We start from the raw sequence: 22,159 nt of genomic DNA, 5'->3' as shown, positions 1-22,159 counted from the left end.
CGAAGGTGCCTGTCCCCTTCGTGGTGGTTTTTCATTCTGAGCCAAGGAGATTCATGTTCAATATCGTGCTATACGCACCCGAGATTCCGGCCAATACAGGCAATATCGGCCGTACCTGCGTGGTCACTGGCACTCGCTTGCACCTGGTAGAGCCGCTGGGCTTTTCGCTCGACGACAAGACGGTGCGTCGAGCCGGCCTGGGCTACTGGCAAAACCTGAACGTGACGACATATGCCAGCTGGGAGGATTTCCTTGCGCGCAACGGTCTCTCCCCCGCCGACGAGCGCCTGCACCTGCTGACCAAAAAAGCGCGCCGCACCTATGCGCAAAGCACCTACCGCGACGGTGACTATCTGGTCTTTGGCAGCGAGAGCTCGGGCATTCCCGAGCCACTGCTTGCCGCGGCGCCTGAGCGCTGCGAGCGCATCCCGATGCTGCGCGATTGTGACTCACTCGATAATGCCGAGGTTTGGGAAGCCCACGAGGAATCGCTCGGGCATACCGAGGACAGCCACGAGGCCATCCTTCAGCAGGATATCTGCGGCAACTTCGTCAACCCGGCCGACTACCGTATCAGCGCACTCAACCTCTCCAACAGCGCCGCCATCGTCCTCTACGAGGCCCTGCGTCAGACAGACTTTCCCGGAATGTGACAAAGGGACCGTCCCTTTGTCACATTCGGTTAGAGGTAGCGGCCGGTAATGCTCTTGGGGCAGGCCGCGATGTCGTCCGGCGTGCCGGCGCAGACGATTTGCCCGCCGGCGTCGCCACCGCCCGGGCCCATGTCGATCACGTAATCGGCGTTACGGATAAGGTCGAGGTCATGCTCGATCACGATAACCGTGGCGCCCTTGGCAACGAGGCCGTCAAACACGTTCAACAGCACCTGAACATCGAGCGGATGCAGGCCGATCGTGGGCTCGTCAAATACGAATACGGCATCATCCTGCACGCGGCCCATCTCGCTCGCGAGCTTAAGGCGCTGCGCCTCGCCGCCCGAAAGCGCCGGTGTGGGCTCACCGAGCGTAAGATAACCCAGGCCCAGGTCGTGCAAGGTCTGCAAGCGCGTCTGAACTTTCTTGAGCCCCACCGTGGCGTCGATGGCCTCGTCCACACTCATGTCCATGAGCTGCGGCAACGTAAGCAGACTCCCGTCCTTGCCCTCGCGATGGATATGCGAAGCCGCGTCTGCATAACGTGAGCCGCGACATGCCGGGCAGACGATTTCGACATCGGGCAAAAACTGCACGTCGAGCGATATCGAGCCCGTGCCATCACACGTAGGGCAGCGCAAGGCGCCGGTATTGTAGCTAAAGGCGCCCGCCTTGTAGCCGGCTGCCTTGGCCTCGGGCGTACGGGCGAAGGCGCGGCGCAGCTCATCATGGATGTCGGCATAGGTCGCTACCGTCGAGCGCACGTTGGCACCGATGGGCGTGGCGTCAATCAGGTTGGCACGTGCAATGCCCTCGGCATCGATCCAGCGCACGTGGCGCGGCAGGCGCTCGCCGGCTGCCTGCGCCTTAAGTGCCGGGATGAGCGTCTCGAGTACCAACGTCGTCTTGCCTGAACCCGAAACACCCGTAACCGCGACGAGACGGCCGCGCGGGATATCGACTTCGAGTGGCTTGACGGTATGGATGGTATCGGTCGCCATGCGGATATGACCCTGGTCGAACATTTCGTCGTCAGTCACCTGCGGACGCAAGCGCTTGGGCTCGGCGCGCAAAAACGGCGCGATACGGCTGTCCTGCGATTGCTCGACCTCGTCTACCGTACCAGCGGCGATTACGTTGCCGCCGCCTGCTCCGGCAACGGGGCCCATCTCGACCAGATAATCAGCCTCCACCAGCACACGTGTATCGTGGTCGACAACAACCACGGTGTTGCCGTCATCCACCAGATCGCGCATTACGCCCACCAGGCCGTCGACATTGGCAGGATGCAAGCCGATCGAAGGCTCGTCCAGCACATACAGCACGCCCGTCGATCGGTTGCGCACCACACGGGCTAGCTGCACACGCTGGCGCTCACCCGTGGAGAGCGTGGCACCGGCGCGGTCGAGCGAAAGGTAATCGAGGCCCAGGTCAACCAGGCGGCGAGCCGTACTCAAAAACGAATCGCAGATGTCCGTCGCCATGGGCCGCATCTCGGTCGGCAAGGATGCGGGCACCCCACGCACCCACTCAATCGCCTCGCCCAGCGTCATGGCCGCCGCCTGCGCCAGATTGATACCGCGCACCTGAGACTGGCGCGCGGCTTCGGAAAGACGCGTGCCTCCGCAGTCGCGGCACGGCCCCTCGTGCAAAAAGCGTGCAACGCGCTTGAGCCCCTTGTCGTCCTTAACCTTGGCGAGCGCATTCTCAACGGTATAGACGGCGTTGTAATAGGTAAAGTCGAGCGGCGTGGCACCCTCGCCGTTTTTGGGAACGTAGAGAATGTGCTTCTTAACCGCCGGACCATGGAACACGATATCGCGCTCTTGAGGCGTGAGCTGGCTAAACGGCACGTCGGTACGCACGCCCATCTCGCCGGCTACCTGCTTCATCAGATCCCACATGAGTGTGCCCCAAGGAAGCACCGCGCCCTCGTTGATAGTCTTTGACTCGTCGGGCACCAGGCTCGCCTCGTCCACCTCGCGCATGACGCCGGTACCGCCGCAGGTAGGACACGCGCCGCCGCTGTTAAAGGCAAGGTCCTCGGCACTCGGCGCGTAGAATTCACGGCCGCATGCGGGGCACGCGAGCGACAGGCCCGCGGCGACGTTAAGGCTCGGCTCCACGCGCGTCCCGCAGTGCGGGCAAACGTGATGGGCGCAGCGGCTAAAGAGCAGACGCAGGCTGTTGTTGAGCTCGGTCATGGTGCCAAAGGTCGAGCGCACGCCCGGCACGCTGGGGCGCTGATGCAATGCGAGCGCCGCCGGCACGTGCAGCACCTCGTCCACCTGGGCGTGCTCGGCTTGCGTCAGGCGACGTCGAGTATAGGTGCTGAGCGCCTCCAAGTAGCGACGCGAGCCCTCGGCATAAAGAACCCCCAGCGCCAGCGAGCTCTTGCCCGAACCCGATACGCCGGCAATACCCACCAGCTTTCCCAGCGGAATATCGATATCGATGTCTTTGAGGTTATGGACGCGCGCACCGCGTACCTCGATAGCACTTGGTTGTTGCGACACCGTCATCGCTCCCCTTCCTGTTAGCCGAACGTGGCAAAGGGACTGTCCCTTTGTCACGTTACTCGCACTGTGCTCGCCCGCGCCAGTCTTCGCAGGTCAAATAGGTAAAGTACTCGGTACGCACATCGCCCATAAGCTCGCAGGGCACGTCGCGCTCAACGTGATGTGGCACGAACCCACATTTTTGTTGGACGCGTAACGACTTGTTATTGCCCTCATAGTATCCGCACCAAAGCGCCTTGCAGCCAAGCGTTTCAAACGCATAGCGTTGCATAGCTCGCACTGCTTCCGGAGCAAAGCCTCGACCCCAAAACGGCTTGGCGATCCAATACCCCACCTCGAGCTCAAGTCCAACGCTTTGGCCGTTCGATTCGCAGCGCGGCGGCATGAGTCCAATGCTGCCCACGGGCTCGTCTGTCTCGGGCAGGCAAATGGCAAAGGTATGGGGCGCCGTAAAGACCGTCTGAATGATCTCTCTGCTTTCCTCAATGCTTCGATGGGGTGGCCAGCCCGCAGCCGGCCCCACGTCCGGGTCGCTCGCGTATGCAAACAGGCTCGCCGCATCCGTCTCGCGCCACGGACGAAGCACCAAGCGCTCAGTATGAATCACCACGTTTCAACCTCTCAATTATCGATGTGACAAAGGGACTGTCCCTTTGTCACATGTAGCCGAAAAATTCCGCGTCGGCGGGGCGATAGGGACGGAAGGTGGCGGGATCGATCTTTACGTGTGCCGCGGCGGGCACGTCGTACCATTTGACCGTATAGCCGGCGCCGTGGGCGCAAAAGACCGAATCGGGCGTGTTGGGCAGATCGGCCTCGGGCTCGTAGGCGGCCGTCTCGATGACGCGCTCGGCATCATGGCATGCCGCATAACCGGCGAACTCCAGGTACAGATGTCCGCGGCCGCTCGTGTAGGCAGCCACCTCCAGCGCGTAATCCTGTACCTCGGATGCTGGCACGCGACCCACAAGCTTCGCCCGGTCGCCCGCCATCGCCGGCGGCTCGTACTCGGCGCCCATGCGCGTGACATCCGAAAGCGCCCTGCCCACGCAATCTCCCGGCACCTCGAGCTCAAAGTGGTACCACGGCTCCAACAGCACCGCCGCACCCGCCTCGTGTGCCCGCATCAAACCCTGACGAATCGCGCGGTACGTGGCCTGGCGAAAATCACCGCCCTCGGTGTGTTTGGCATGTGCACGGCCACCCGTAAGCGTAATGCGCACATCGGTGATGGGCGAGCCGGTCAACACGCCCAGGTGATCGCGCTCCATGGCGTTGGTGAGTGCCAAACGCTGCAAGTTCAGATCGAGCTCGTCGGTCGAGGTCACGGTGCCAAACTGCACGCCCGAACCCGCTGGCAGCGGCTCCAGGCGCAGGTGCACCTCGGCGTAATGGCGCAGCGGTTCAAAGTGGCCCACGCCCTCGACCGGCTGCGAGATCGTCTCCTTATAGAGAATGCCGCCGGGCTCAAACTCAATCGAAAGGCCAAAGCGATCGGCCAACACCCGCTGCACGACCTCTAGCTGCACGGCGCCCATCAACTGCAAGTGAATCTGCTCAAGATGCGTATTCCAGCTTACGCCGAGCATGGGGTCTTCGTCCGCCAACTCGGTCAGCGCTTTAAACACCGCATGGACATCATGTTCGCCCGGGAGCACCGTATAGGTAAGGACCGGCGCAATGACGGGTGCATCGCACCCGGGCTCCGCACCCAAGGCATCCCCCGGGCGAACGTGCGCAAGACCCGTCACGGCACAAATACCGCCAGCAGCAACTTCCTGGGCGAGCTCGTACTTCTCTCCGTTATAGATGCGCACCTGATCGACTTTCTGCCCCCATACCTCGGCACCGGAGCGCCCCTCGATCATCTGTTTTGCACGTAGCGCGCCGCCGGTCACTTTAACCCAAGCCAAGCGCTCGCCGCGAACGCCTCGGCTGACACGATAGACACGCGCGGCGAACTCCGGGGCCCACGCCTGTTCACGCATCAGTGTGCACATGCCATCCAGCAGCTCGCCCACGCCTTGGTCCTTGAGCGCCGAGCCGGCAAAGCAGGGAAAGAGCCTGCGCTCGGCAACCATGCGCGACAGCGTTGCAACGGAAAGCTCACCCGTCTCAAGAAACTCCTCAAGCGCCGCCTCGTCCAACGCGGCAGCGTCCTCCCAAGCGGCACCGCCCGCCAGCAGTTCGCTGGCATCCAGGCAGCCCTCGGAAAGACGCTGCCCAAGTTGCGCCAGCAAAACATCGCGGCCGGGATTCTCCAAATCGATTTTGTTGATATAGATGAACGTCGGAATGTCATAGCGTGCAAGCAGGCGCCACAGGGTTTCGGTGTGCCCCTGCACGCCATCGTTGGCGCCCACAACCAAAATCGCGTAGTCGAGCGCGCGCAACGTGCGCTCCGCCTCGGCAGAAAAATCGACGTGGCCGGGCGCATCCACGAGCATGACGTGGGCATCTCCGTGGTCGAGCACGGCCTGCGACGAGAAAATCGTGATGCCGCGCTCGCGTTCGATAGCGTTGGTATCCAGGTGCGAGTCGCCATCGTCCACGCGGCCGCGCTTGCGAATGCGACCCGCGTTGAACAGCATGGCCTCGGCCAGCGTAGTCTTGCCGGCATCGACATGCGCCAAGATTCCAACGACCGCTTGCTTCGACATGGCTCTCCTCTTATTGCAAGCCCATCGCACGTGGCAACGGGCACCCTCGTTCCACACTGGATGATACAATTTACGGGCCGGCGGGCGAAGCGGGCCCTATCCCCCGACCGAGCTCATCGCCCCGCGTTGCCGCGCGGCGATTTTCGCAGGTTCGCGCCTTGCGAAAGCCGGCTTGCAAAACAGCGCATCGAACGAAAATGGCCCCGCCCGGGGCCATTTTCATGTACATGGATTGTTGATACGCGTCCTCGCTCTTATGCCTCGCGCAGCCAGTCGAACGCAACACGCGGCGTGCCGTCCGACACATACACGACTCCGGCGCGCTCGAACCCCGCCTTCATGCTCGCACCCTGCATGGGCAGGTTGTCCGCGTGCGTATCGATACGCAGATGGTCGGCACGCTCCTTGGCAAAGGCAAACATCGCGGCCGCGATACCGTGCACGGTGCCGTCGGACGCCACGCGGTGCAGCACGGCGTACGGAGTGTCGCTACGCCACTGACCGTCCTCGATGACGTCATAGCACTCGTCCGGGCCCGGCAAAAAGGCAAACGTCGCCACCACGCGACCGTCGACTTCGCACACATAGCTGCCGCCGGCGGCGATATCGGCAGTCAGCTGCTCGGCCGAAGGCGTGCCCTCGGGCCACTGCGTGGCGTTGCCATGCGCGCGCATAAAGGCGCGGGCGACGTCATAGATGGCCATGACGGCAGGAATGTCGGTATCGAGGGTTTTTCTGATCATCACGCGGCGACCTCACGTTTATTGGTATCACTTTGATTGAGCAATGATACCAGCGTTTGGAAAGGACACGAAGCAGATGGGAAGCAAAAAGCGAGCCGCCTGGTCAAAGGCCAAAAGCGAGTTTTTGGGCGCTGCCACCGGCGGCGATATGAGCGACCTGTTTGCGCGCGAGGACGAGCGCCGCGACGCCCTGGACGCCGAGCGCGATGAGGCTTGGCGCTACAAGTCGTGCGAGCGCAAAAACCGCTACGACACACGCGCCGAGGCCGAGGCCGTTATGGCCGACTGCGAAAACCATGGGCGGCGTGGCTTGACCTGCTACAAATGCGAATACTGCGGCGGGTGGCATTTGACGTCGCACCCTTGGAAATAGGCGCTGCATCGGCGCGACGCTCACGCAGCACCGGCCATCGCACGCAAGCTACGGGCGCGGCGGCACCAAAACATCGTAGCGAACGGCCTTGCCCGCAAGCTGATAGCTCGGCTTAACGCCGGCAAGCAGCGGCCCCTTCACTGGCCGCTTGATAACAACCTTGCGCGGGCACGACGCAAGAGCAGCCTCGACCAGCGTCTCCTCATCGGCACACGGCTGCTCCAAATGGTGCAAGAGCTGGAACTTCTTTTTAACCGCCGCGCTCTTGGTGCGCTCGGGAAACATGGGGTCCAAATACACCACATCGGGAGCCGCGAGCTCACCGCGCTCGACCAGCTCAGCCGTATGGCGAAGGCCGGCAATGCTGTCCTCGCCCGCATGCAAGCGCATGCGTGCCACGGCAGCCGCAAGCGCCGGATCATCCGCCGCGCGGTCCAAGGCATCCTTGAGCAATGCCGCAATCACGCAATCCTGTTCATACAGATCGACGGTAAAGCCCGTGGCGGCCAGCAGCAGCGAATCCTCGCCAAAGCCTGCCGTGGCGTCAATCGCCCATGGCTGCTCGATGCCTTTTGTGCGCGCAGCCTTCACCAGCAGCTCTTGCTGCAGACGGCCCTGCTTGAGCCGTGGAAGCATGCGGGCAAAATCGGCACGCAGCTCCATCGCGCCGTCGGTGAGCGTGAGGCCCTCGGGCTTCCCGGTCAGCTCAAGCCCCGCGGCCCGAGCAACAGAAAAGGGATCGACGACGCCCATGGGCACTCCTTTACAAGCAAAATGAATACGTGAGCGCCGCCCCTGTCGGCACTCAACCGTCCGCTATTGTCCCACATGCGACATGGCCCACAGCATCCCAATGCAAAGCACCGCCATCAATCCCGTGCATACGGCAGCGATCACAGAATCACTCATGCGCCTTCCCAACGACCGCGGCTCGCGCACTTGCCCTGTTCCGTACATCATGGCTCCTCCTTAGACCAACTCCTTGTCACGACCTCATCATCGCAGCGCCGCACATGTGCTGCCATCGATTTGGCTTACGTCCAGCTTTCCTTTTTGAAAGATTGCTCTGCACAGGCGAGAAGCGCTTTCTAGCACACACGCCGTCACGTTGAACTACAATGTGCTTCACGATATGTGCAGCTTATGGGACGCGCCAGACTGGCAGCGCCCGAATCGAAAGGACTACCTATGAGCGCCGCGCGCAAGACACTCAAAATCCTTGCCCTCATCTATTTTGTTTTGGGCATCGCCAGCCTCGTCATCGGAATCGCCGGCATCGCGACCGGCAAATTTGAATCCATCTACGGATCGAACGCCATACTCGCTGCTGTCGTTGTGATTATCAAGGGCGTTGTCGATCTTGCCGCAGGTGTTGCGGGCATCAAGGGTGCCAACAAGCCTTCGCAGGTGGATGGCGCGTTTAAGCTCGGTATCGTTGCCGCGGTCGCTACGCTCGTCCAGGCTGTGCTTACCCTTCCCGCGCTCGGCGGCAGCGCCGTCAATATCGGCGCCTTTGTCATCGTGGTCTACGACCTGTTCTTTATTCAGCAGGCGCACGCCGTGAAGGCCGAAAACAAGGACCGTCTGTAAGCGCTCGCTTCTCATAACCTCTGCAGCCAAGCAACTAAAAAGGGCCGATCGCGCAGCAACGCGGTCGGCCCTTTACGTTAGCCCAGATAAAACCCGCCAAAATAAACCTGTCCCTTTTTTGTAGGTTAGCTGTGGCGGTACTCGGCGATGATGAAGTCGATGTCGGTCTGAAGGGTATCGAGGTTTGCCAGGCGTGCTTTGTCGGCGGGGCGCGTGCGGTAGTAGTACGGCGTCATCTGGAACACCGCCTCGATGTCGGCCTGGGTCTGAAGGGTGATAGAAGCTGTCACGCGCCGCGTTCCGACCAACTCGAGCTCGGTAGTCTTCGGCAGCTTCTCGTCATTGAGGTATGGCCTGTCGTAGAGCACCTCCTTGAGCCCAAACAGGTGATGGGCACCCGGCACCACGGTGTAGAGCGAGCCCTCGGGCACCAGCACGCGAGCAAACTCGCGCTCGTTAAAGGGAGCAAAGAGCTCGGTCACCATATCGAAGGCGCCATCTGCCACGGGGATATCCTTCATGTTGGCCACAAAATAGGTCGCATCGCCGCGCTTGGCGGCCAGGCGCACCATCTCTTTGCCCAGGTCGAAACCGTAAGCATCCACGCCCGGCACCGCACCCATGGCACTGGTGTAGTAGCCCTCGCCGCAGCAAATATCGAGCAGCGTCATGGGGCCATTCGCAGACGTTGCACGTCCAGACACCTGCTTGCGCACCAGCTCGACCATCGCATCGCGCAACGGCGCGTAGTAACCGCGGTTAAGAAAGTCGCGACGACTGCGCGCCTGCGACTTGGGATCGCCCATGGAGTCGCCGCTCTTGGACGAGCGCAGCAGATAGAGATAGCCCTCGCGCGCACGGTCAAACCGGTGTCCGCCCGCGCATGTAGCACCGCGCTCGTCGTCCACCAACGGCTCATGGCAAACGGGACACAACAACATGGCAACTCCTTAGCGCGAACAACACAACGCCCACCATTGTCGCACGCCTTCCCCACCTAGTCATCGGGGACGTTATTGAATGACCAGTCGTTTAAGAACGTCCCAACGACTATCTAAGTACCGACTGGTTGCATTAGGAGTATCATCGTCTGCGCAAATAAGCACGAAATAGCATATTAGAGATTGAGAGTGTATGGCCGATACCGCATCTAAGCACATTGACATGACCACCGGCTCGCTGTGGCGCAATATTCCCCTGTTCGCCTTCCCCGTGGCCGCCACGAGCATCTTGGAACAGCTATCGAACCTCATCGCCACGGTCATCATCGGCAACTTCTCGGGCGACCAGGGAACCCTTGCCATGGCAGCGGTCGGCTCCAATGTTCCGATTACCAGTCTTATGCTCAACCTGTTTATCGGCATGTCGCTTGGCTCAAATGTGGTCATCGCCAACGCTATCGGCCGCAACGATCAGAACATGGTCAAACGTGCCGTCCATACCTCGGTTTTAATGGCGCTCGTGGGCTTTGTCGTCATCGCGCTGGGCGAGATCTTTGCCGAGCCCATGCTCGCCGCGCTCAACGTTCCTGCCGAAACCATGCCGCTCGCTTCGCTCTACCTGCGCGTCTTTTTGCTCAGCATGCCCTCGATCTTGCTCTACAACTTTGAGGCCGCGATCTTCCGCTCCGTCGGCATCACCCGCATGCCGCTGCAGGCGCTTGCCGTGTCCACCGTCCTCAACATTGGCCTGGACCTCATCTTTGTCCCCGTACTTCACTGGGGCGTCGCGGGCGTCGCCATCGCCACCGCCATCGCCTACACCGTCAGCGCCGCTACGCTCTTTATCCGCCTGCTCAAGACCGACTCTGTCGTCCGCGTCACCCCGCGTGACTTGGCTATCGACCCCGTCGCCCTCAAGCGCATCGTCAAGATCGGCCTGCCCGCCGGCATCCAAAGCGCCGTCTTTGCCGTCGCCAACATCATCATCCAGTCCGCCATCAACAGCCTGGGCACCGAGGTCATGGCGGCATCGAGCGCCGCCATGAGCTTGGAGTACGTATGCTACAACCTGCTCAACAGCTTTAGCCAGGCTTGCACCACCTTTGTGGGACAAAACCACGGTGCCCGCCAGATCGACCGCTGCACCAAAACGCTCAAGGTCTGCCTGGTCGAAGGCGGTATCGTCGCGCTCACCACAATTATCGTTATTGTCGGCCTGGGGCGCGAGATCTTGTCGCTGTTCAACAGCGATCCCAACATCGTCTCGATCGGCTATATCCGCGTGTGTTCGATCTTCCCGGCGTACGCCTTTAGCATGTTCTACGAAAACATGTCCGGCTACCTGCGCGGCTTTGGTATCTCGCTCACGCCCGCCCTCATCACCATGATCTGCGTCTGCGGCATCCGCTTCTATTGGGTGTTCTGCGTGTTCCCGCACTTCCGCACCTTTGCGAACATCATGATGGTCTACCCCATCAGCCTGGGCACCACGGCGTTCTTTATGGTCGTGGCGGTGCTACTCTGCCACCCGGCACGCACCTATCGTGTCACCCAAGCCAAAGCGACAGCCCGCTAAACACCGCACTCAACGCCGCGCCAGTCATTAATTGACAATATGCGAGCTCATATAGTCGATAAAGCGCCTCGTGGCGATGGGCATGGTGTCCCAGCTGCGCCAGGCCGCCACTACGTCGCGCGAGGGGGCGTGCACGATGGGACGTACGCGAATATCGGCACGCATGCCCTCCACAGTACGACGGTAGAGCATGCTCACGCCTAGGCCCTCCTCCACCATCGCCATGATGGTGTAGTCGTCGGTGACCTCGCTCGTCACGTGCGGCGACAGGCCATGCGCCGCGAATGCATCGAGCACCAGGCTCTGTTCGCCCTCATCCAGAAGCACAAACGGCTCGGAAGCCAGGTCGGCGAGTGTCACCTTTTCCTTTGCCGCCAGCGGATGCGCGACAGGCAACAGTGCCACCAACTCGTCGTGATAGACCACGCGCTTCTCGAGGCCAGCGGTAAACCCGCGTGCCGTAAAGCAAAAATCGACCACGCCATCGTGCACCCATTGGGCGTTGCGCGTGTAGTCGCCCTGCTTAAGGGTAAAGCGTACGCCCGGGTGCAGCGCCCCAAAGTCGCGGATCACACGCGGTAACACGGTTCGACTCACGTTGGTAAACGTCGCGATGCGAATATCGGTCGACGAAAGCCCCAGCAACTCCTGGCGCTTGCCCTCGAGCTCAGCCTCGGCAGTCACAATCTGGCGCAGATACGGCAGATATTGTTTACCGTCGCGCGTAAGCGAAACGCCCTGCTTACCGCGCTCGATAAGCGTGGTACCCAGCTCGCGCTCGAGTGCCTTGACGGCCTGGCTCACCGCACTTTGCGTATAGCCCAGCTCGTCCGCCGCGCCCTTAAGACTGCCGCGATCGACCACCATACAAACAATCTGATACCGCGATGCCATCGCACCTCCACATCAATGCAGCCGTAAAACGTTTTGCCAGGGCTTTTTCTGCCAACATTAGTATTTCTTAATCATACTGAAGATACATTCGCTTTACTACATCCATATCTGGGAGCAGAATCCTTTTTGCGAAACCGTTCTGTAACAAAAGGAGTCCCATGGATCGCAAAAAAGCAATCGCGCTCTCATTTTCCGTTCCCGTCGCATGGGGCTTTTCGTATCCCCTCATGAAGATCGGCATGGACAGCATGAACGCCACGAGCATCGTCGCGCTACGCTGCATCATCGCCTTTGTGGTCTGCCTGCTGCTCTTCCACAAGCACGCGTTGCGCATCAACCGCGACCTTATGGTCCGTGCCGCCATCATCGGCGCCATTATGGCAACCGAGCTCACCTGCATGTGCCTGGGCTCCAGCCTCACCTCTGCCTCCACTGCCGGCTTTTTGCAGAGCCTGACGGTCGTAATCGTGCCGTTTGCCAACGCCGCCCTGCTGCGCCGCGCCCCCGAGCGCAAAGTGCTCGTCGGCACCGCCATCGTCACCTGCGGTATGTTGCTGCTCTCGGGCGCCGACTTCACTAGCCTGAACCCGGGCGCGCTCATCATGCTGCTCTCCGCCTTTGTCTACGCCGGACACATCATTGTGGCGAAGCGCTTTGTCGAAGATGTCGACCCGCTGGCTCTGGGCGTTTGGCAGCTGGGCTTTGGCGGCTTGTTCTCGGGCATCGCCGCATTCACCTTTGGCGGCTTCACGCTTCCCAGTACGCCCAGCGAGATCGTGGTCGTCATTGCGCTCGCACTCATCTGCTCTGCTTACGGCTTTATCACCCAAACGCTCGTGCAGCCCCATGTGCCTGCCGAGACCACCGGTTTCGCCTTCTCGCTCGAGCCGGTATGCTCTGCCGTCTTTTCGTTCTTCCTGGTCGGCGAAGTCCTGAGCCCCATCGCCTTCTTTGGTGCCGCCCTCATCCTCACCGGCGTCATGGTGGCAACCGTCGAACTTCCGCGCCTTCGCGCGCATGGACAGGCTCGCATGGCAGGAGCGCCCGAGCACGTCTCGTAGACCCCGCTCTTCATACAGCCGTGGCATAAAGGCAACCGGTGCGCCTTTACAATAGATGCCAACAGAGCATCTGCCATAAAGGAGCCCCATGGACACCGCAACCCGCGACCTCAACATAGCAACTTGGTTGGGCAATGCGCCGCAGCCGGTCCGTGACACTACGAACCAGCTGCTCGAGCGTATCGCCCTTTTGCGTGCCGAGCAGACCATCTACCCGGCACAAGACGACATCCTCAATGCCCTCGCCTACACGCCGGCCGACCAGGTCAAGGTTGTCATCTTGGGTCAAGACCCCTATCACGGACCCAACCAGGCCATGGGGCTGTCGTTCTCGGTCCCCGCGACGCAAACCAAGTTGCCGCCGAGCCTGCGCAACATCTACAAGGAACTCAATGCCGATCTGGGTTGTCCCATTCCCTCCACGGGAGACCTAACCCCATGGGCACAGCAGGGCGTCCTGCTCCTCAACACCACGCTCACCGTGCGCGAGCATGCCGCGAACTCGCACGCCAAGCTGGGCTGGAGTACCCTGACCGACTACATTATCGAACGCTGCTACCAGCTGCCCCAGCCGGTAGTCTTTTTGGCATGGGGCCGCTTTGCCCAGCAGATGGTCGAAGGCAAGCTCGCCACGACCGGCGCGGGCAAGGCAACCGACAAGTTCTGCCTGGCCTCTACGCACCCCTCGCCGCTTTCGGCCAACCGTGCCACGGCAGAACTCCCCGCTTTTATGGGGTCGCGTCCCTTCTCCGCTGCCAATCGGTTACTCGAACAGCACGGCTCGACCCCCGTTAACTGGACTTGGCTCGGATAAAAATCGATACATCGAAAACGCGCCCGACAGCTTTCCATCGGGCGCGTTTCCTATTCGGGCCAAATAAATTGCGTGCGGCCGGCCTCGCCGCCATCGATCAGCAGGCTCTGCCCGGTCATAAACCGGTTGGTCACGCCCACAAAGTAGATCCACTCGGAGATCTCTTGGGCGGTGGCCCAGCGCTTAAGCGGCGTGAGTTCCATAATCTGGCTCCACAGGTGTTCGTCTTCCATCACGCAACGGTTGAGCGGCGTGATCACGCCACCCGGGTCCACACTGTTGGCGATGGCCTGCGGCGCCAGGCGGTTTGCAAGGTTCTTGGTGTAGGCGATAACGCCGCCCTTGCTGGCGGCATAGTCGGGAAACTCCGATCCCGTATGCCCGCTCGCCGACCCCACATTGACCACGGATTTGATAGCCGGTGTCGGCTTGGCGGCAAGCCCCTCCCCCACAAAGGCATAGCGCTCGGTCACGTTGATGGTGCCACGCAAGTTGGCGGCAATATCGTCGGCCGAATCCTGCACACCGGCAACGTTCACGATTACCTGTGGCTCAAGGTCGCCTGGAAACGAGTCAGGCTCGCGGACATCAACGATCAGATGGCGGTAGCGCTCGTGTTCGATCGCCGCCGGCAGCAGATCAAAGCCCACGACCTCGTGGCCCTCGTCCAAAAAGCGCTGCACGCACGCGGCTCCGATACCACCCGAAGCACCCGTGATCAAAACCCGCATGCTTGCTCCTTAGGCGGTTGCATGGCGCTTGAGGTACTCGGCGCCCACATTCTCGCGCTCCCAGCTGCGCACGACCTTGTAGCCCACGGGGCTCAGGAAGACCTCGCACAGCAGCTCGGCAACAGCGCCGGTCAGCGAGCACATAAGAACCTGCACCCAGGTCCAACCAAAGAACGTGTGGCTCACCACAATGGCAAAGACTAGGTTGTCGATAAACTGGCCGACACCCGTAGACACATAGGAGCGGAAGGCAAAGCTCGCAAAGTTATTCTTTTTGAGCATGCGGCCGAGCGACTGGTTGAGTGTGGAGTTAACCACGGCAGAGACGAGCATTGCCAGCGAAGAGCCCAGCACCACATACCAGGTGCCACCGATGGTGGCGTTAAGGGCAGTGTTGACCTCGATCATACCCGTGTCGTAGTAGGCGCCCCACATGCCGGGCGTGAGCGAGCATGCCCAAAAGCACAGGCTCACGGCCAGGTTGACCGCCAACGCGAGGATAGAAATTTTGATGGATGCCTTGGCGCCAAAGCGCTTGCAAATCATGTCCTGGCACAAAAACGAAACCCAGCTCACCACAAAGCCGCAATCGAGTGCCAGATACGGCAGGCTGATAAGCTCCTTGTTGGCCAGCAGGTTCATCATGATAACGCTCACGATAAACAGCGAAACCGTTGCCGCGGGAATGCTCCGCAACAGGACCTTGTAGTCCTCCATGACCTTCTTGATCATTATGTACTCCTTTGGTTTTAGGTTTAACGAGCAGGATATCGGACCCGAACTGCTCGGCCGCCACGGTCTTGAGGCGACGGTGGGTATGATAGCCGCTCACACGGCGGCAGGCAAGCAAGCGGCGCGGCAGCCCCACAGGACCACCGCGCCGGCGCACTAAAACGTTACGTTGCCAAACTCCGACAGGACAAGGTCGGGGTTGTGGTCGGTCGCCCAGTCAACATTCCACGGGCTCGTAAACAGCAGCAGTTTGCCGCCGCGCATGTCCTCGACGCGCAAGGTGTCACGCGTGAGCGAAAGGCCCGGGATGTCGATGGTGTCGGGGTCGTTCTGGATCCAGCGGATGTCCGTATAGGGCAGCGGCTGACGACGGACTTCAACACGGTACTCGGCCTTAAGGCGGCGCTCGAGCACCTCAAACTGCAGTACGCCGACCACGCCCACGATGACGCTCTCCATGCCGGCACCCAGCTCGCGGAAGATCTGGATGGCGCCCTCCTGGGCAAGCTCCTCCATGCCCTTCACGAATTGCTTGCGCTTGAGCGTGTCGACCTGCGTGATGCGGGCGAACATCTCGGGGGCAAACGTCGGGATCTGCGGATACTGTACGTGGCGCTTGCCAGAGCACACGGTGTCGCCGATGCTAAAGATACCCGGATCGAACAGGCCTACGATATCGCCCGCGTACGCCTCGTCCACGATGGCGCGGTCATCGGCCATCATCGACGTGCCCGTGGCAAGCTTGAGCTTACGGTTGCCCTGCACGTGGAAGGCATCCATGCCGCGCTCGAACTTGCCCGAGCAAATGCGCACAAAGGCGATACGGTCGCGGTGGTTCTTGTCCATGTTGGCCTGGATCTTAAACACAAAGCCGCTAAAGTCGTCGCGGCACGGATCGACCGGCTCGCTGGTGAGCGTATCGGTATAGGCGCGCGGCGTCGGGGCCAGGCGCAAGAACTCCTTGAGGAAGGGCTCCACGCCAAAGTTGGTGAGCGCCGAGCCAAAGAACGCCGGGCTCAGCTTGCCGCAGGCCACGGCATCCAGGTCGAGCTCGTCGCCGGCGCCATCGAGCAGCTCGATGTCGTCCATCAGGTTCTTGTGGTTCTCCTCGCCAATAAGCTCATCCATGGCGGGGTCGCCCAGCTCGGCCTCGACCTCGGCGACCTTCTTGGTGGCGTTGGCGTGACCGTCGCCCTCAAAGGCGATGACGCGACGGGTCTGACGGTCGAACACGCCGCGGAAGTTACGGCCGCTGCCGATTGGCCAGTTCATGGGGTACGTATTGATGCCCAGGACGTTCTCGATCTCTTCCATGAGCTCAAACGGATCGCGGGCCTCGTGGTCGAGCTTGTTCACAAAGGTAAAGATGGGAATGTGGCGCAGCGTGCAGACCTTAAAGAGCTTTTTGGTCTGGGCCTCGACGCCCTTGGCGCCGTCGATGACCATGACCGCGGCGTCGGCGGCCATAAGGGTACGGTAGGTATCCTCCGAGAAGTCCTGGTGGCCGGGAGTATCGAGGATGTTGACGCAGGCGCCGTTGTAGGTGAACTGCAGTACCGAGGAGGTAACGGAAATACCGCGCTCCTTCTCGATGTCCATCCAGTCCGAGACGGCATGCTTGGCCGAACTCTTGCCCTTGACCGAGCCGGCGGTCTGGATGCTGCCGGTATAGAGCAGCAGCTTCTCGGTAAGCGTGGTCTTACCGGCGTCCGGGTGGCTGATGATCGCGAATGTGCGGCGCGACGAGATTTCATCCGACAGGCTTGCCATGCGGATCCTTTCTTGCATTGAGTGCATTACGTCGTTGAAACCGTACTATTGTAGCCGCGAAATCCCGCCACAGAGCACCTATCAGGACAAATTCATCAGCCAAGCTCGCTGTGCACCGGGCAGCCGCCTCAAGGACTGTCTCGATCTGTAACAGATAGACGGGTTTTAGCGTTCCTGGTGTTACAGATTGAGATAAACGGCTGGGAAGATCGACACCGTCTCAATCTCGTCTCAATCTGTAACAGAAAGACGGGTTTTGAGCCTCCACCTGTTACAGATTGAGATAAACCGGCAGGAAGGCAACCAATGTCTCAATCTGTAACATCTAGCCGCCCAAATCGACTCTTACTGTTACAGATTGAGACAAATAGACAGGCGGGCAAATAACATCTCAATCTGTAACAGCAAGCGACCCAAAACGGACCTAGGTGTTACAGATTGAGATTGTTTTGAAGTAAGCGCGACACTGGCAGGCTATTCCACATTTCCTCTTGCATAACTGTGCATAGTGTATATATACTGTGCTTACCGGTTATATACACGTGTAGCCCAACAGCTAAGGAGCCGCTGTGGACATCATCCTATCCAATTCGAGCGACAAGCCCATCTATGAGCAGATCTCCTCGCAGGTCAAAGCTCAGATCCTTTCGGGCGCACTCGCTGCAGGAGCCAAACTCCCCAGCATCCGCGCGCTCGCGAGCGACCTCGGTGTGAGTGTCATCACCACCAAGCGCGCCTATGCCGACCTGGAACAACTTGGCTTTATCTGTACCGTGCAGGGCAAGGGCTGCTTTGTCGCCGAGGGCAACCAGGAACTCTTGCGCGAAAACCAGCTTTGCCATATCGAAGAGTTGCTTGCGCAGGCCGCTACGCAGGCCGAAACCCTGGGCGTCACGCGCGACAAATTGCACGAGATGCTCGACCTTGTAGCCCCCGAAACCATGCAGTAGCCATCTGCAAGAAAGGCTATACCATGCAAAACTTGCTAGAACTCAAAGGCGTCTCACGCCGCGTAAGCGACCGCTTTTCCCTACGCGATGTCACACTCACCGTGGAGCCCGGCCAGATTGTTGGCTTTGTGGGCGCAAACGGCGCCGGTAAGACAACGACGATTCGCGCCGCGCTCGGACTCATAAAGCTCGATGCCGGCGAGGTGCACCTGTTTGGGCAGCACTGCGGCACCGACGCGCCCGGCGAGACACAGCGCCATCTGCGCTCCCGCATCGGTCTTGTCCTGGACACGTGTCCTTTCCCTTCCACGCTCAAGGTGGGCCAGATCGAGACGCTCGTAGGCCCGGCGCACCCCACATGGAGTCGCGAAACATTCGCCAGATTTATCGAACGATTTGGCCTTGATCCCAAAGCCAAGGTCAAAGACCTCTCCCGCGGCATGGGTATGAAGCTGCAGCTCGCCTGTGCGCTCAGCCACAATGCCAGGCTGCTCGTTTTGGACGAAGCCACCGCGGGCCTCGATCCCATGGCGCGCGAGGAGCTGCTCGATGAGCTGCTCGCCTTTGTTTCCGACGGCCAGCGCAGCGTACTGCTCTCGAGCCACATTACGTCCGACCTCGATAGCGCCGCCGATCGCGTCATCTGCATCGATAACGGTTCGATTGCATTTGACCTGCCACGCGAGGACATTACCGACCGCGCCGGAATCGCCCACTGCACGCAAGCACAGGCCGCAGAGCTCATGGCTTGCGTCGAAGGCGCCCGTGCTGCCCGCCACGCCTATAGCGTGGACGTGCTCGTGCCCAACCGCCGTGATACGCTCGAGGCTTTCCCCGAGATTCCCTGCGATCGGGCAACCATTGATGACTACCTTCGCCTCATGCTGAAAGGGGCTTCGAAATGAAACGCGCCTTTATGTCCGAGCTCGCCATCGTTCGCACGCTTATCCCGAGCATCGCGGGTGTCGGCTTATTTATATTCATCGTGATGACCCTCGCCAACGCATCGGATGGTGATTCCGGCATGAGTGCTGGCGCCTGCGCAGTCAGCGCCATGTCGCCCGTCATGATCATGAACTCGCTAGCCGGCTTCGACAATCAAAACGGATGGGAGCGCTATCGGGCAACGCTGCCCTTCTCGCGCAAAGACATCGTCTGCGCACGTTACCTGTGTATCGTTGCTTTCTCGGCCATCATGGCATGTGCGGCCGCGCTGTTGAACATCGTCACCATCCCACTCTTCAATAATGCAGGCATTTTCCCGACGGGACAGGTCGTATTTGAGATCGCAATTGCCTCGGCAGCCTCGATGCTCATCTCCCTCATGATGGTGTTTTTGGCGCAGCCGCTGTTCTTTCGTTTTGGACACATGGAGGCGCTGCGCCTGTCCGTTGGTCTGTTTGCCTTGCTCGGTTGCCTTGCTATGGCCACGCTGAGCTCCTCCAACCCCATCAGCAACTGGCTCATGTCGATTGCCGGGGCAAATCCCGATTCCGCCGTCCTCGGCTGCCTGTGCGCAGGAATTGCCGTCCTGGCCCTCGCGCTATGCGCAATCAGCTGCACCGTCAGCACCAAGGTTTATCGAGTACGCGACCTGTAATCGACAGCTAAAGGACTTGGGCGGCACCCCACCTCATTTACTAGATAAGACGAAGCAGTAACAACGTCGTTACCACCCTTCACGGCATGCCGTTCACTTCTCGGAAAAACATTCACCTTCAATTCGAGCCCTAACCAAATGGCTCCCCGGAACATGGCCCCGTCTCGCCGCGGCCATATCAAACCTTCATGGTGGGGCGGTATCCTTATGTCCATAAAACTCGCAGGATAAACCCATTATCCAAGGAGGCATCGCACCCGTGTCGTGGGTCGTCGCAGCATTTGCGTCAGCATTCTTTGCCGGCATCACATCCATCTTGGCCAAATGCGGTATCAAGCAGACCGACTCCGATATCGCGACGGCCATTCGCACCTGCGTGGTGCTCGTTTTCGCCTGGGCAATGGCGGGCATTTCTAGATCCATTGGGACCATTGGCAGTATCGAACCCAGATCCTGGCTCTTTCTCGTCCTCTCGGGACTCGCTACAGGTGCTTCGTGGATCTGTTACTTTAAGGCGTTGAGCATCGGAGACGTCAATAAGGTCGTACCGGTCGACAAGATGAGCACCGTGCTCGCCGCGCTGGTCGCCATCGCGCTTTTTGGTGAGACGAGCAACCTTGCGGTTAAGCTCGTGGGAACCGCTGTCATCACCCTCGGCACGTTTTTAATGATCGAGAAGAAGCAGTCCGCCGGACCCGAGCAGCAGCAAGACCGGACCTGGCTCGCTTACGCCCTCGGCGCCGCCGTGTTCGCGGCACTCACCTCCATCCTCGCCAAGATCGGCATCGAAGGCGTCGAGTCAAACCTGGCCACGGCAATCCGCACCTGCGTGGTACTGGTTATGGCATGGGCAATCGTGGCAGCCAAGGGAAAACTGGAGCAGGTCGCGCACGTTGACCGGCGCGAACTCACATTTCTCGTAACATCGGGCATCGCAACCGGAGCATCGTGGCTGCTCTATTACTACGCCATCGCTGCAGGCCAGGTGAGCGTCGCGGTGCAGATCGACAAACTATCGATTGTCGTATCGGTACTATTTGCGCGTCTGGCATTCAACGAAAAACTCTCACGACGCAGCGCCATCGGTCTCGCCCTCATCGTACTGGGCACCGCCGCGCTTGCAATTTGGAAGTAGCGCCGATACCGAACGAAATCCAGTCCACCCGCAAATCCGTGACACAGCGCCCGCACCGGACTTGAGATGTTTGTACTGACTGCGCGCTATCGTGCTACTTGCGCAGCGGCTTGGGCAGCGGAATGCCGGCGGCGATAACGGCGGCGATGATCATGCAGACGATACCCTTGAGCGGGAAGCACATGAGCAGCAGGCCCACGACCATGACCGGCTGACGCATGACCGCACCCATCATCGATGCCGTGCAGACGGCGACGCAAAAGACCGGATCGGCGCCGGTGAAGACAGCAAGGCCGTAGCCCAGGCTTACGCCCGAGAAGATAACCGGGAAGAAGTGGCCGCCGCGCCAGCCCATGTTGATAAGGGCGGGCGTCAGCATGGCCTTGACAAGACCGGTTGCAATGAGTACGCCAGCGGGAATGGTCATATAGGTCTCCATGAGCACATCGGCCTGCGTCTCGCCGGCAAACATGGTGTAGGGCAGGACCGTGCCGCAAATGGCGAGCGCCAAACCGGCCAGCATGGCCTTGATGACAGGGTGCTCCCCCATGGCGTGGGCCAGTGCCTCGCTCGCGTGCTCCGAAACAAAGTACAGCCAGCCACAGACAGTGCCGATGAGCGCCAGGGGAATAAGCCAGGCAAGCTCGAGGTTGCCCACCTGAGCAGCCTCGAACCTCGGCATACCCATACCGCCGCCCATAAGCTGGCCGAGCAACAGATAGGTGCCCAAGCCGCCGGCAATCGCGATGCCGTAGACCACGGTCTTTTGCGCCTTGGGCAGCTTGATGGTGATCTCGTCGGACGCTGAGTCCTCATCGTCGTCGGCGCCCTGGCCGTCGGCGCTGCCGGCGAGCGGCGCCACAAAGCCAAAGACAGGCGCGGTAAAGAGCGCCGTCAGGGCAGCCTGGGTACCCAGCAGCGTGAGTTGCCTAAACTCGGCGCCAAAGCAACGCATGCGGTCGCCGACCCAGCTGCACAGACCTGCAATGACACCGGTCAGGCCAGCCTCCGGTCCAATGCTTCCGCCAAACAGCAACGGCAGCAATGCCGCAAGAGATAGCTTGCCGAGGTTGTCGTACGGGTAGCGGCAGTCGCGCTTTACCTTGGCCATCACCTGGTTGAGGTCATCGGTCTTGGTGCCCGTCATCTTTTCGTACAGACCGATCAGCAGGCCGCCCAGCAGGCAGACGAAAAACGGGTACGGTAAAAAACCGAACGGACCGCTCGCGAGCTCGGGCGAAGCGACGCCCAGCATTTGCGGAATCTCGGTCCATAGATAGTCGATACCGTGCTCCATCGCAAAAAAGAACAGCCAGACCGCAGCGCCTGCGAAAGCGCCAGTCACAGCAACGCTAGCTAAAAACAGCGCACGGTTTTTGGGTTTTGCCAGGTTACCCATCGGGTCCTCCCGTGGTCA

General features: G+C 60.4%; 22 protein-coding genes and 1 pseudogene. 12 read left to right on the top strand and 11 right to left on the bottom strand.

The annotated features are described in order from the left end of the window. The first annotated feature begins 53 nt into the window (after positions 1-53). Positions 54-653 (top strand): tRNA (cytidine(34)-2'-O)-methyltransferase, encoded by a 600-nt coding sequence (locus DXD94_RS07450; RefSeq protein WP_117763683.1) that lies wholly within the window; start codon positions 54-56, stop codon positions 651-653. Positions 654-682: 29 nt separating this feature from the next. Here DXD94_RS07450 and DXD94_RS07445 read toward each other — a convergent pair whose 3' ends face one another. The 4 genes from DXD94_RS07445 to DXD94_RS07430 all read right to left on the bottom strand — a co-directional run bounded on the left by DXD94_RS07445 (position 683) and on the right by DXD94_RS07430 (position 6,575). Next, positions 683-3,175 carry an excinuclease ABC subunit UvrA gene (locus DXD94_RS07445; protein WP_117763682.1) on the bottom strand — a complete coding sequence of 831 codons (2,493 nt, stop codon included), beginning with the start codon at positions 3,173-3,175 and terminating at the stop codon, positions 683-685. A 52-nt stretch (positions 3,176-3,227) separates the two neighbouring features. Then, complete coding sequence (locus DXD94_RS07440) at positions 3,228-3,782, bottom strand: GNAT family N-acetyltransferase (RefSeq protein WP_117743304.1); 555 nt, start codon at positions 3,780-3,782, stop codon at positions 3,228-3,230. A gap of 46 nt (positions 3,783-3,828) precedes the next feature. After that, positions 3,829-5,832, bottom strand: a complete 2,004-nt coding sequence (locus DXD94_RS07435) for a translation factor GTPase family protein (RefSeq protein WP_117763681.1) — start codon at positions 5,830-5,832, stop codon at positions 3,829-3,831. Between the two features lie 254 nt (positions 5,833-6,086). Next, positions 6,087-6,575 carry an N-acetyltransferase gene (locus tag DXD94_RS07430; RefSeq protein ID WP_117734562.1) on the bottom strand — a complete coding sequence of 163 codons (489 nt, stop codon included), beginning with the start codon at positions 6,573-6,575 and terminating at the stop codon, positions 6,087-6,089. Between the two features lie 76 nt (positions 6,576-6,651). Here DXD94_RS07430 and DXD94_RS07425 point away from each other — a divergent pair, with 76 nt between their 5' ends. Then, positions 6,652-6,948 (top strand): hypothetical protein, encoded by a 297-nt coding sequence (locus DXD94_RS07425; protein ID WP_117743306.1) that lies wholly within the window; start codon positions 6,652-6,654, stop codon positions 6,946-6,948. A gap of 48 nt (positions 6,949-6,996) precedes the next feature. On the opposite strand, the gene DXD94_RS07420 is transcribed toward DXD94_RS07425, so the two are convergent. Continuing rightward, positions 6,997-7,701, bottom strand: a complete 705-nt coding sequence (locus DXD94_RS07420) for a class I SAM-dependent methyltransferase (protein ID WP_117734563.1) — start codon at positions 7,699-7,701, stop codon at positions 6,997-6,999. A 435-nt stretch (positions 7,702-8,136) separates the two neighbouring features. Between DXD94_RS07420 and DXD94_RS07415 the strand changes: the two genes are divergently transcribed. After that, positions 8,137-8,538 (top strand): hypothetical protein, encoded by a 402-nt coding sequence (locus DXD94_RS07415; RefSeq protein WP_117734564.1) that lies wholly within the window; start codon positions 8,137-8,139, stop codon positions 8,536-8,538. Positions 8,539-8,663: 125 nt separating this feature from the next. On the opposite strand, the gene DXD94_RS07410 is transcribed toward DXD94_RS07415, so the two are convergent. Then, positions 8,664-9,479, bottom strand: a complete 816-nt coding sequence (locus tag DXD94_RS07410; protein ID WP_117734565.1) for a putative RNA methyltransferase — start codon at positions 9,477-9,479, stop codon at positions 8,664-8,666. 193 nt (positions 9,480-9,672) lie between these two features. On the opposite strand from DXD94_RS07410, the gene DXD94_RS07405 reads away from it, so the two are divergent. Continuing rightward, positions 9,673-11,055: an MATE family efflux transporter gene (locus tag DXD94_RS07405; protein WP_117763680.1), complete on the top strand. Its 1,383-nt coding sequence runs from the start codon at positions 9,673-9,675 to the stop codon at positions 11,053-11,055. 27 nt (positions 11,056-11,082) lie between these two features. Here DXD94_RS07405 and DXD94_RS07400 read toward each other — a convergent pair whose 3' ends face one another. After that, on the bottom strand, positions 11,083-11,949 hold the full coding sequence (locus DXD94_RS07400; protein WP_117734567.1) for a LysR family transcriptional regulator: 867 nt from the start codon (positions 11,947-11,949) through the stop codon (positions 11,083-11,085). 158 nt (positions 11,950-12,107) lie between these two features. On the opposite strand from DXD94_RS07400, the gene DXD94_RS07395 reads away from it, so the two are divergent. Then, positions 12,108-13,010: a DMT family transporter gene (locus DXD94_RS07395; RefSeq protein ID WP_117734568.1), complete on the top strand. Its 903-nt coding sequence runs from the start codon at positions 12,108-12,110 to the stop codon at positions 13,008-13,010. A gap of 88 nt (positions 13,011-13,098) precedes the next feature. Next, positions 13,099-13,824 carry a uracil-DNA glycosylase gene (locus DXD94_RS07390; RefSeq protein WP_117734569.1) on the top strand — a complete coding sequence of 242 codons (726 nt, stop codon included), beginning with the start codon at positions 13,099-13,101 and terminating at the stop codon, positions 13,822-13,824. 50 nt (positions 13,825-13,874) lie between these two features. On the opposite strand, the gene DXD94_RS07385 is transcribed toward DXD94_RS07390, so the two are convergent. Together DXD94_RS07385 and DXD94_RS07380 are read right to left on the bottom strand one after the other, a co-directional pair. Continuing rightward, positions 13,875-14,555 carry an SDR family NAD(P)-dependent oxidoreductase gene (locus tag DXD94_RS07385; RefSeq protein WP_117734570.1) on the bottom strand — a complete coding sequence of 227 codons (681 nt, stop codon included), beginning with the start codon at positions 14,553-14,555 and terminating at the stop codon, positions 13,875-13,877. 9 nt (positions 14,556-14,564) lie between these two features. Next, positions 14,565-15,287 carry a VUT family protein gene (locus tag DXD94_RS07380; RefSeq protein ID WP_233502109.1) on the bottom strand — a complete coding sequence of 241 codons (723 nt, stop codon included), beginning with the start codon at positions 15,285-15,287 and terminating at the stop codon, positions 14,565-14,567. On the opposite strand from DXD94_RS07380, the gene DXD94_RS09730 reads away from it, so the two are divergent. Next, positions 15,271-15,447 carry a hypothetical protein gene (locus tag DXD94_RS09730; RefSeq protein ID WP_199412456.1) on the top strand — a complete coding sequence of 59 codons (177 nt, stop codon included), beginning with the start codon at positions 15,271-15,273 and terminating at the stop codon, positions 15,445-15,447. The two genes, DXD94_RS07380 and DXD94_RS09730, sit on opposite strands and share 17 nt — an antisense overlap. On the opposite strand, the gene DXD94_RS07375 is transcribed toward DXD94_RS09730, so the two are convergent. After that, on the bottom strand, positions 15,444-17,057 hold the full coding sequence (locus DXD94_RS07375) for a peptide chain release factor 3 (protein ID WP_117734571.1): 1,614 nt from the start codon (positions 17,055-17,057) through the stop codon (positions 15,444-15,446). The two genes, DXD94_RS09730 and DXD94_RS07375, sit on opposite strands and share 4 nt — an antisense overlap. A gap of 569 nt (positions 17,058-17,626) precedes the next feature. Here DXD94_RS07375 and DXD94_RS07370 point away from each other — a divergent pair. The 5 genes and pseudogenes from DXD94_RS07370 to DXD94_RS09970 all read left to right on the top strand — a co-directional run bounded on the left by DXD94_RS07370 (position 17,627) and on the right by DXD94_RS09970 (position 20,742). Then, on the top strand, positions 17,627-18,007 hold the full coding sequence (locus DXD94_RS07370; protein WP_117743314.1) for a GntR family transcriptional regulator: 381 nt from the start codon (positions 17,627-17,629) through the stop codon (positions 18,005-18,007). Positions 18,008-18,030: 23 nt separating this feature from the next. Then, on the top strand, positions 18,031-18,912 hold the full coding sequence (locus tag DXD94_RS07365) for an ABC transporter ATP-binding protein (RefSeq protein ID WP_117734573.1): 882 nt from the start codon (positions 18,031-18,033) through the stop codon (positions 18,910-18,912). Continuing rightward, complete coding sequence (locus tag DXD94_RS07360) at positions 18,909-19,607, top strand: ABC-2 transporter permease (RefSeq protein ID WP_117763679.1); 699 nt, start codon at positions 18,909-18,911, stop codon at positions 19,605-19,607. The genes DXD94_RS07365 and DXD94_RS07360 overlap by 4 nt, the downstream gene beginning before the upstream one ends. A gap of 259 nt (positions 19,608-19,866) precedes the next feature. Continuing rightward, positions 19,867-20,280, top strand: a pseudogene (locus DXD94_RS09975) (EamA family transporter); the annotation flags it as partial. Next, a complete protein-coding gene (locus DXD94_RS09970) occupies positions 20,275-20,742 on the top strand; it encodes an EamA family transporter (RefSeq protein ID WP_369831506.1) in 468 nt (155 codons plus the stop codon). The pseudogene DXD94_RS09975 and the gene DXD94_RS09970, both read left to right, overlap by 6 nt. Before the next feature lie 94 nt (positions 20,743-20,836). Here the strand turns inward: DXD94_RS09970 and DXD94_RS07350 are convergent, their stop codons facing one another. After that, positions 20,837-22,141: a chloride channel protein gene (locus DXD94_RS07350; RefSeq protein WP_117763678.1), complete on the bottom strand. Its 1,305-nt coding sequence runs from the start codon at positions 22,139-22,141 to the stop codon at positions 20,837-20,839. Positions 22,142-22,159: the final 18 nt, after the last annotated feature.

Source organism: Collinsella sp. TM10-22 (assembly GCF_003466125.1).
Classification (GTDB): Bacteria; Actinomycetota; Coriobacteriia; order Coriobacteriales; family Coriobacteriaceae; genus Collinsella.
Note: the sequence above shows the minus strand (reverse complement) of the source record. Positions and strands in the feature narration are given on the sequence as shown.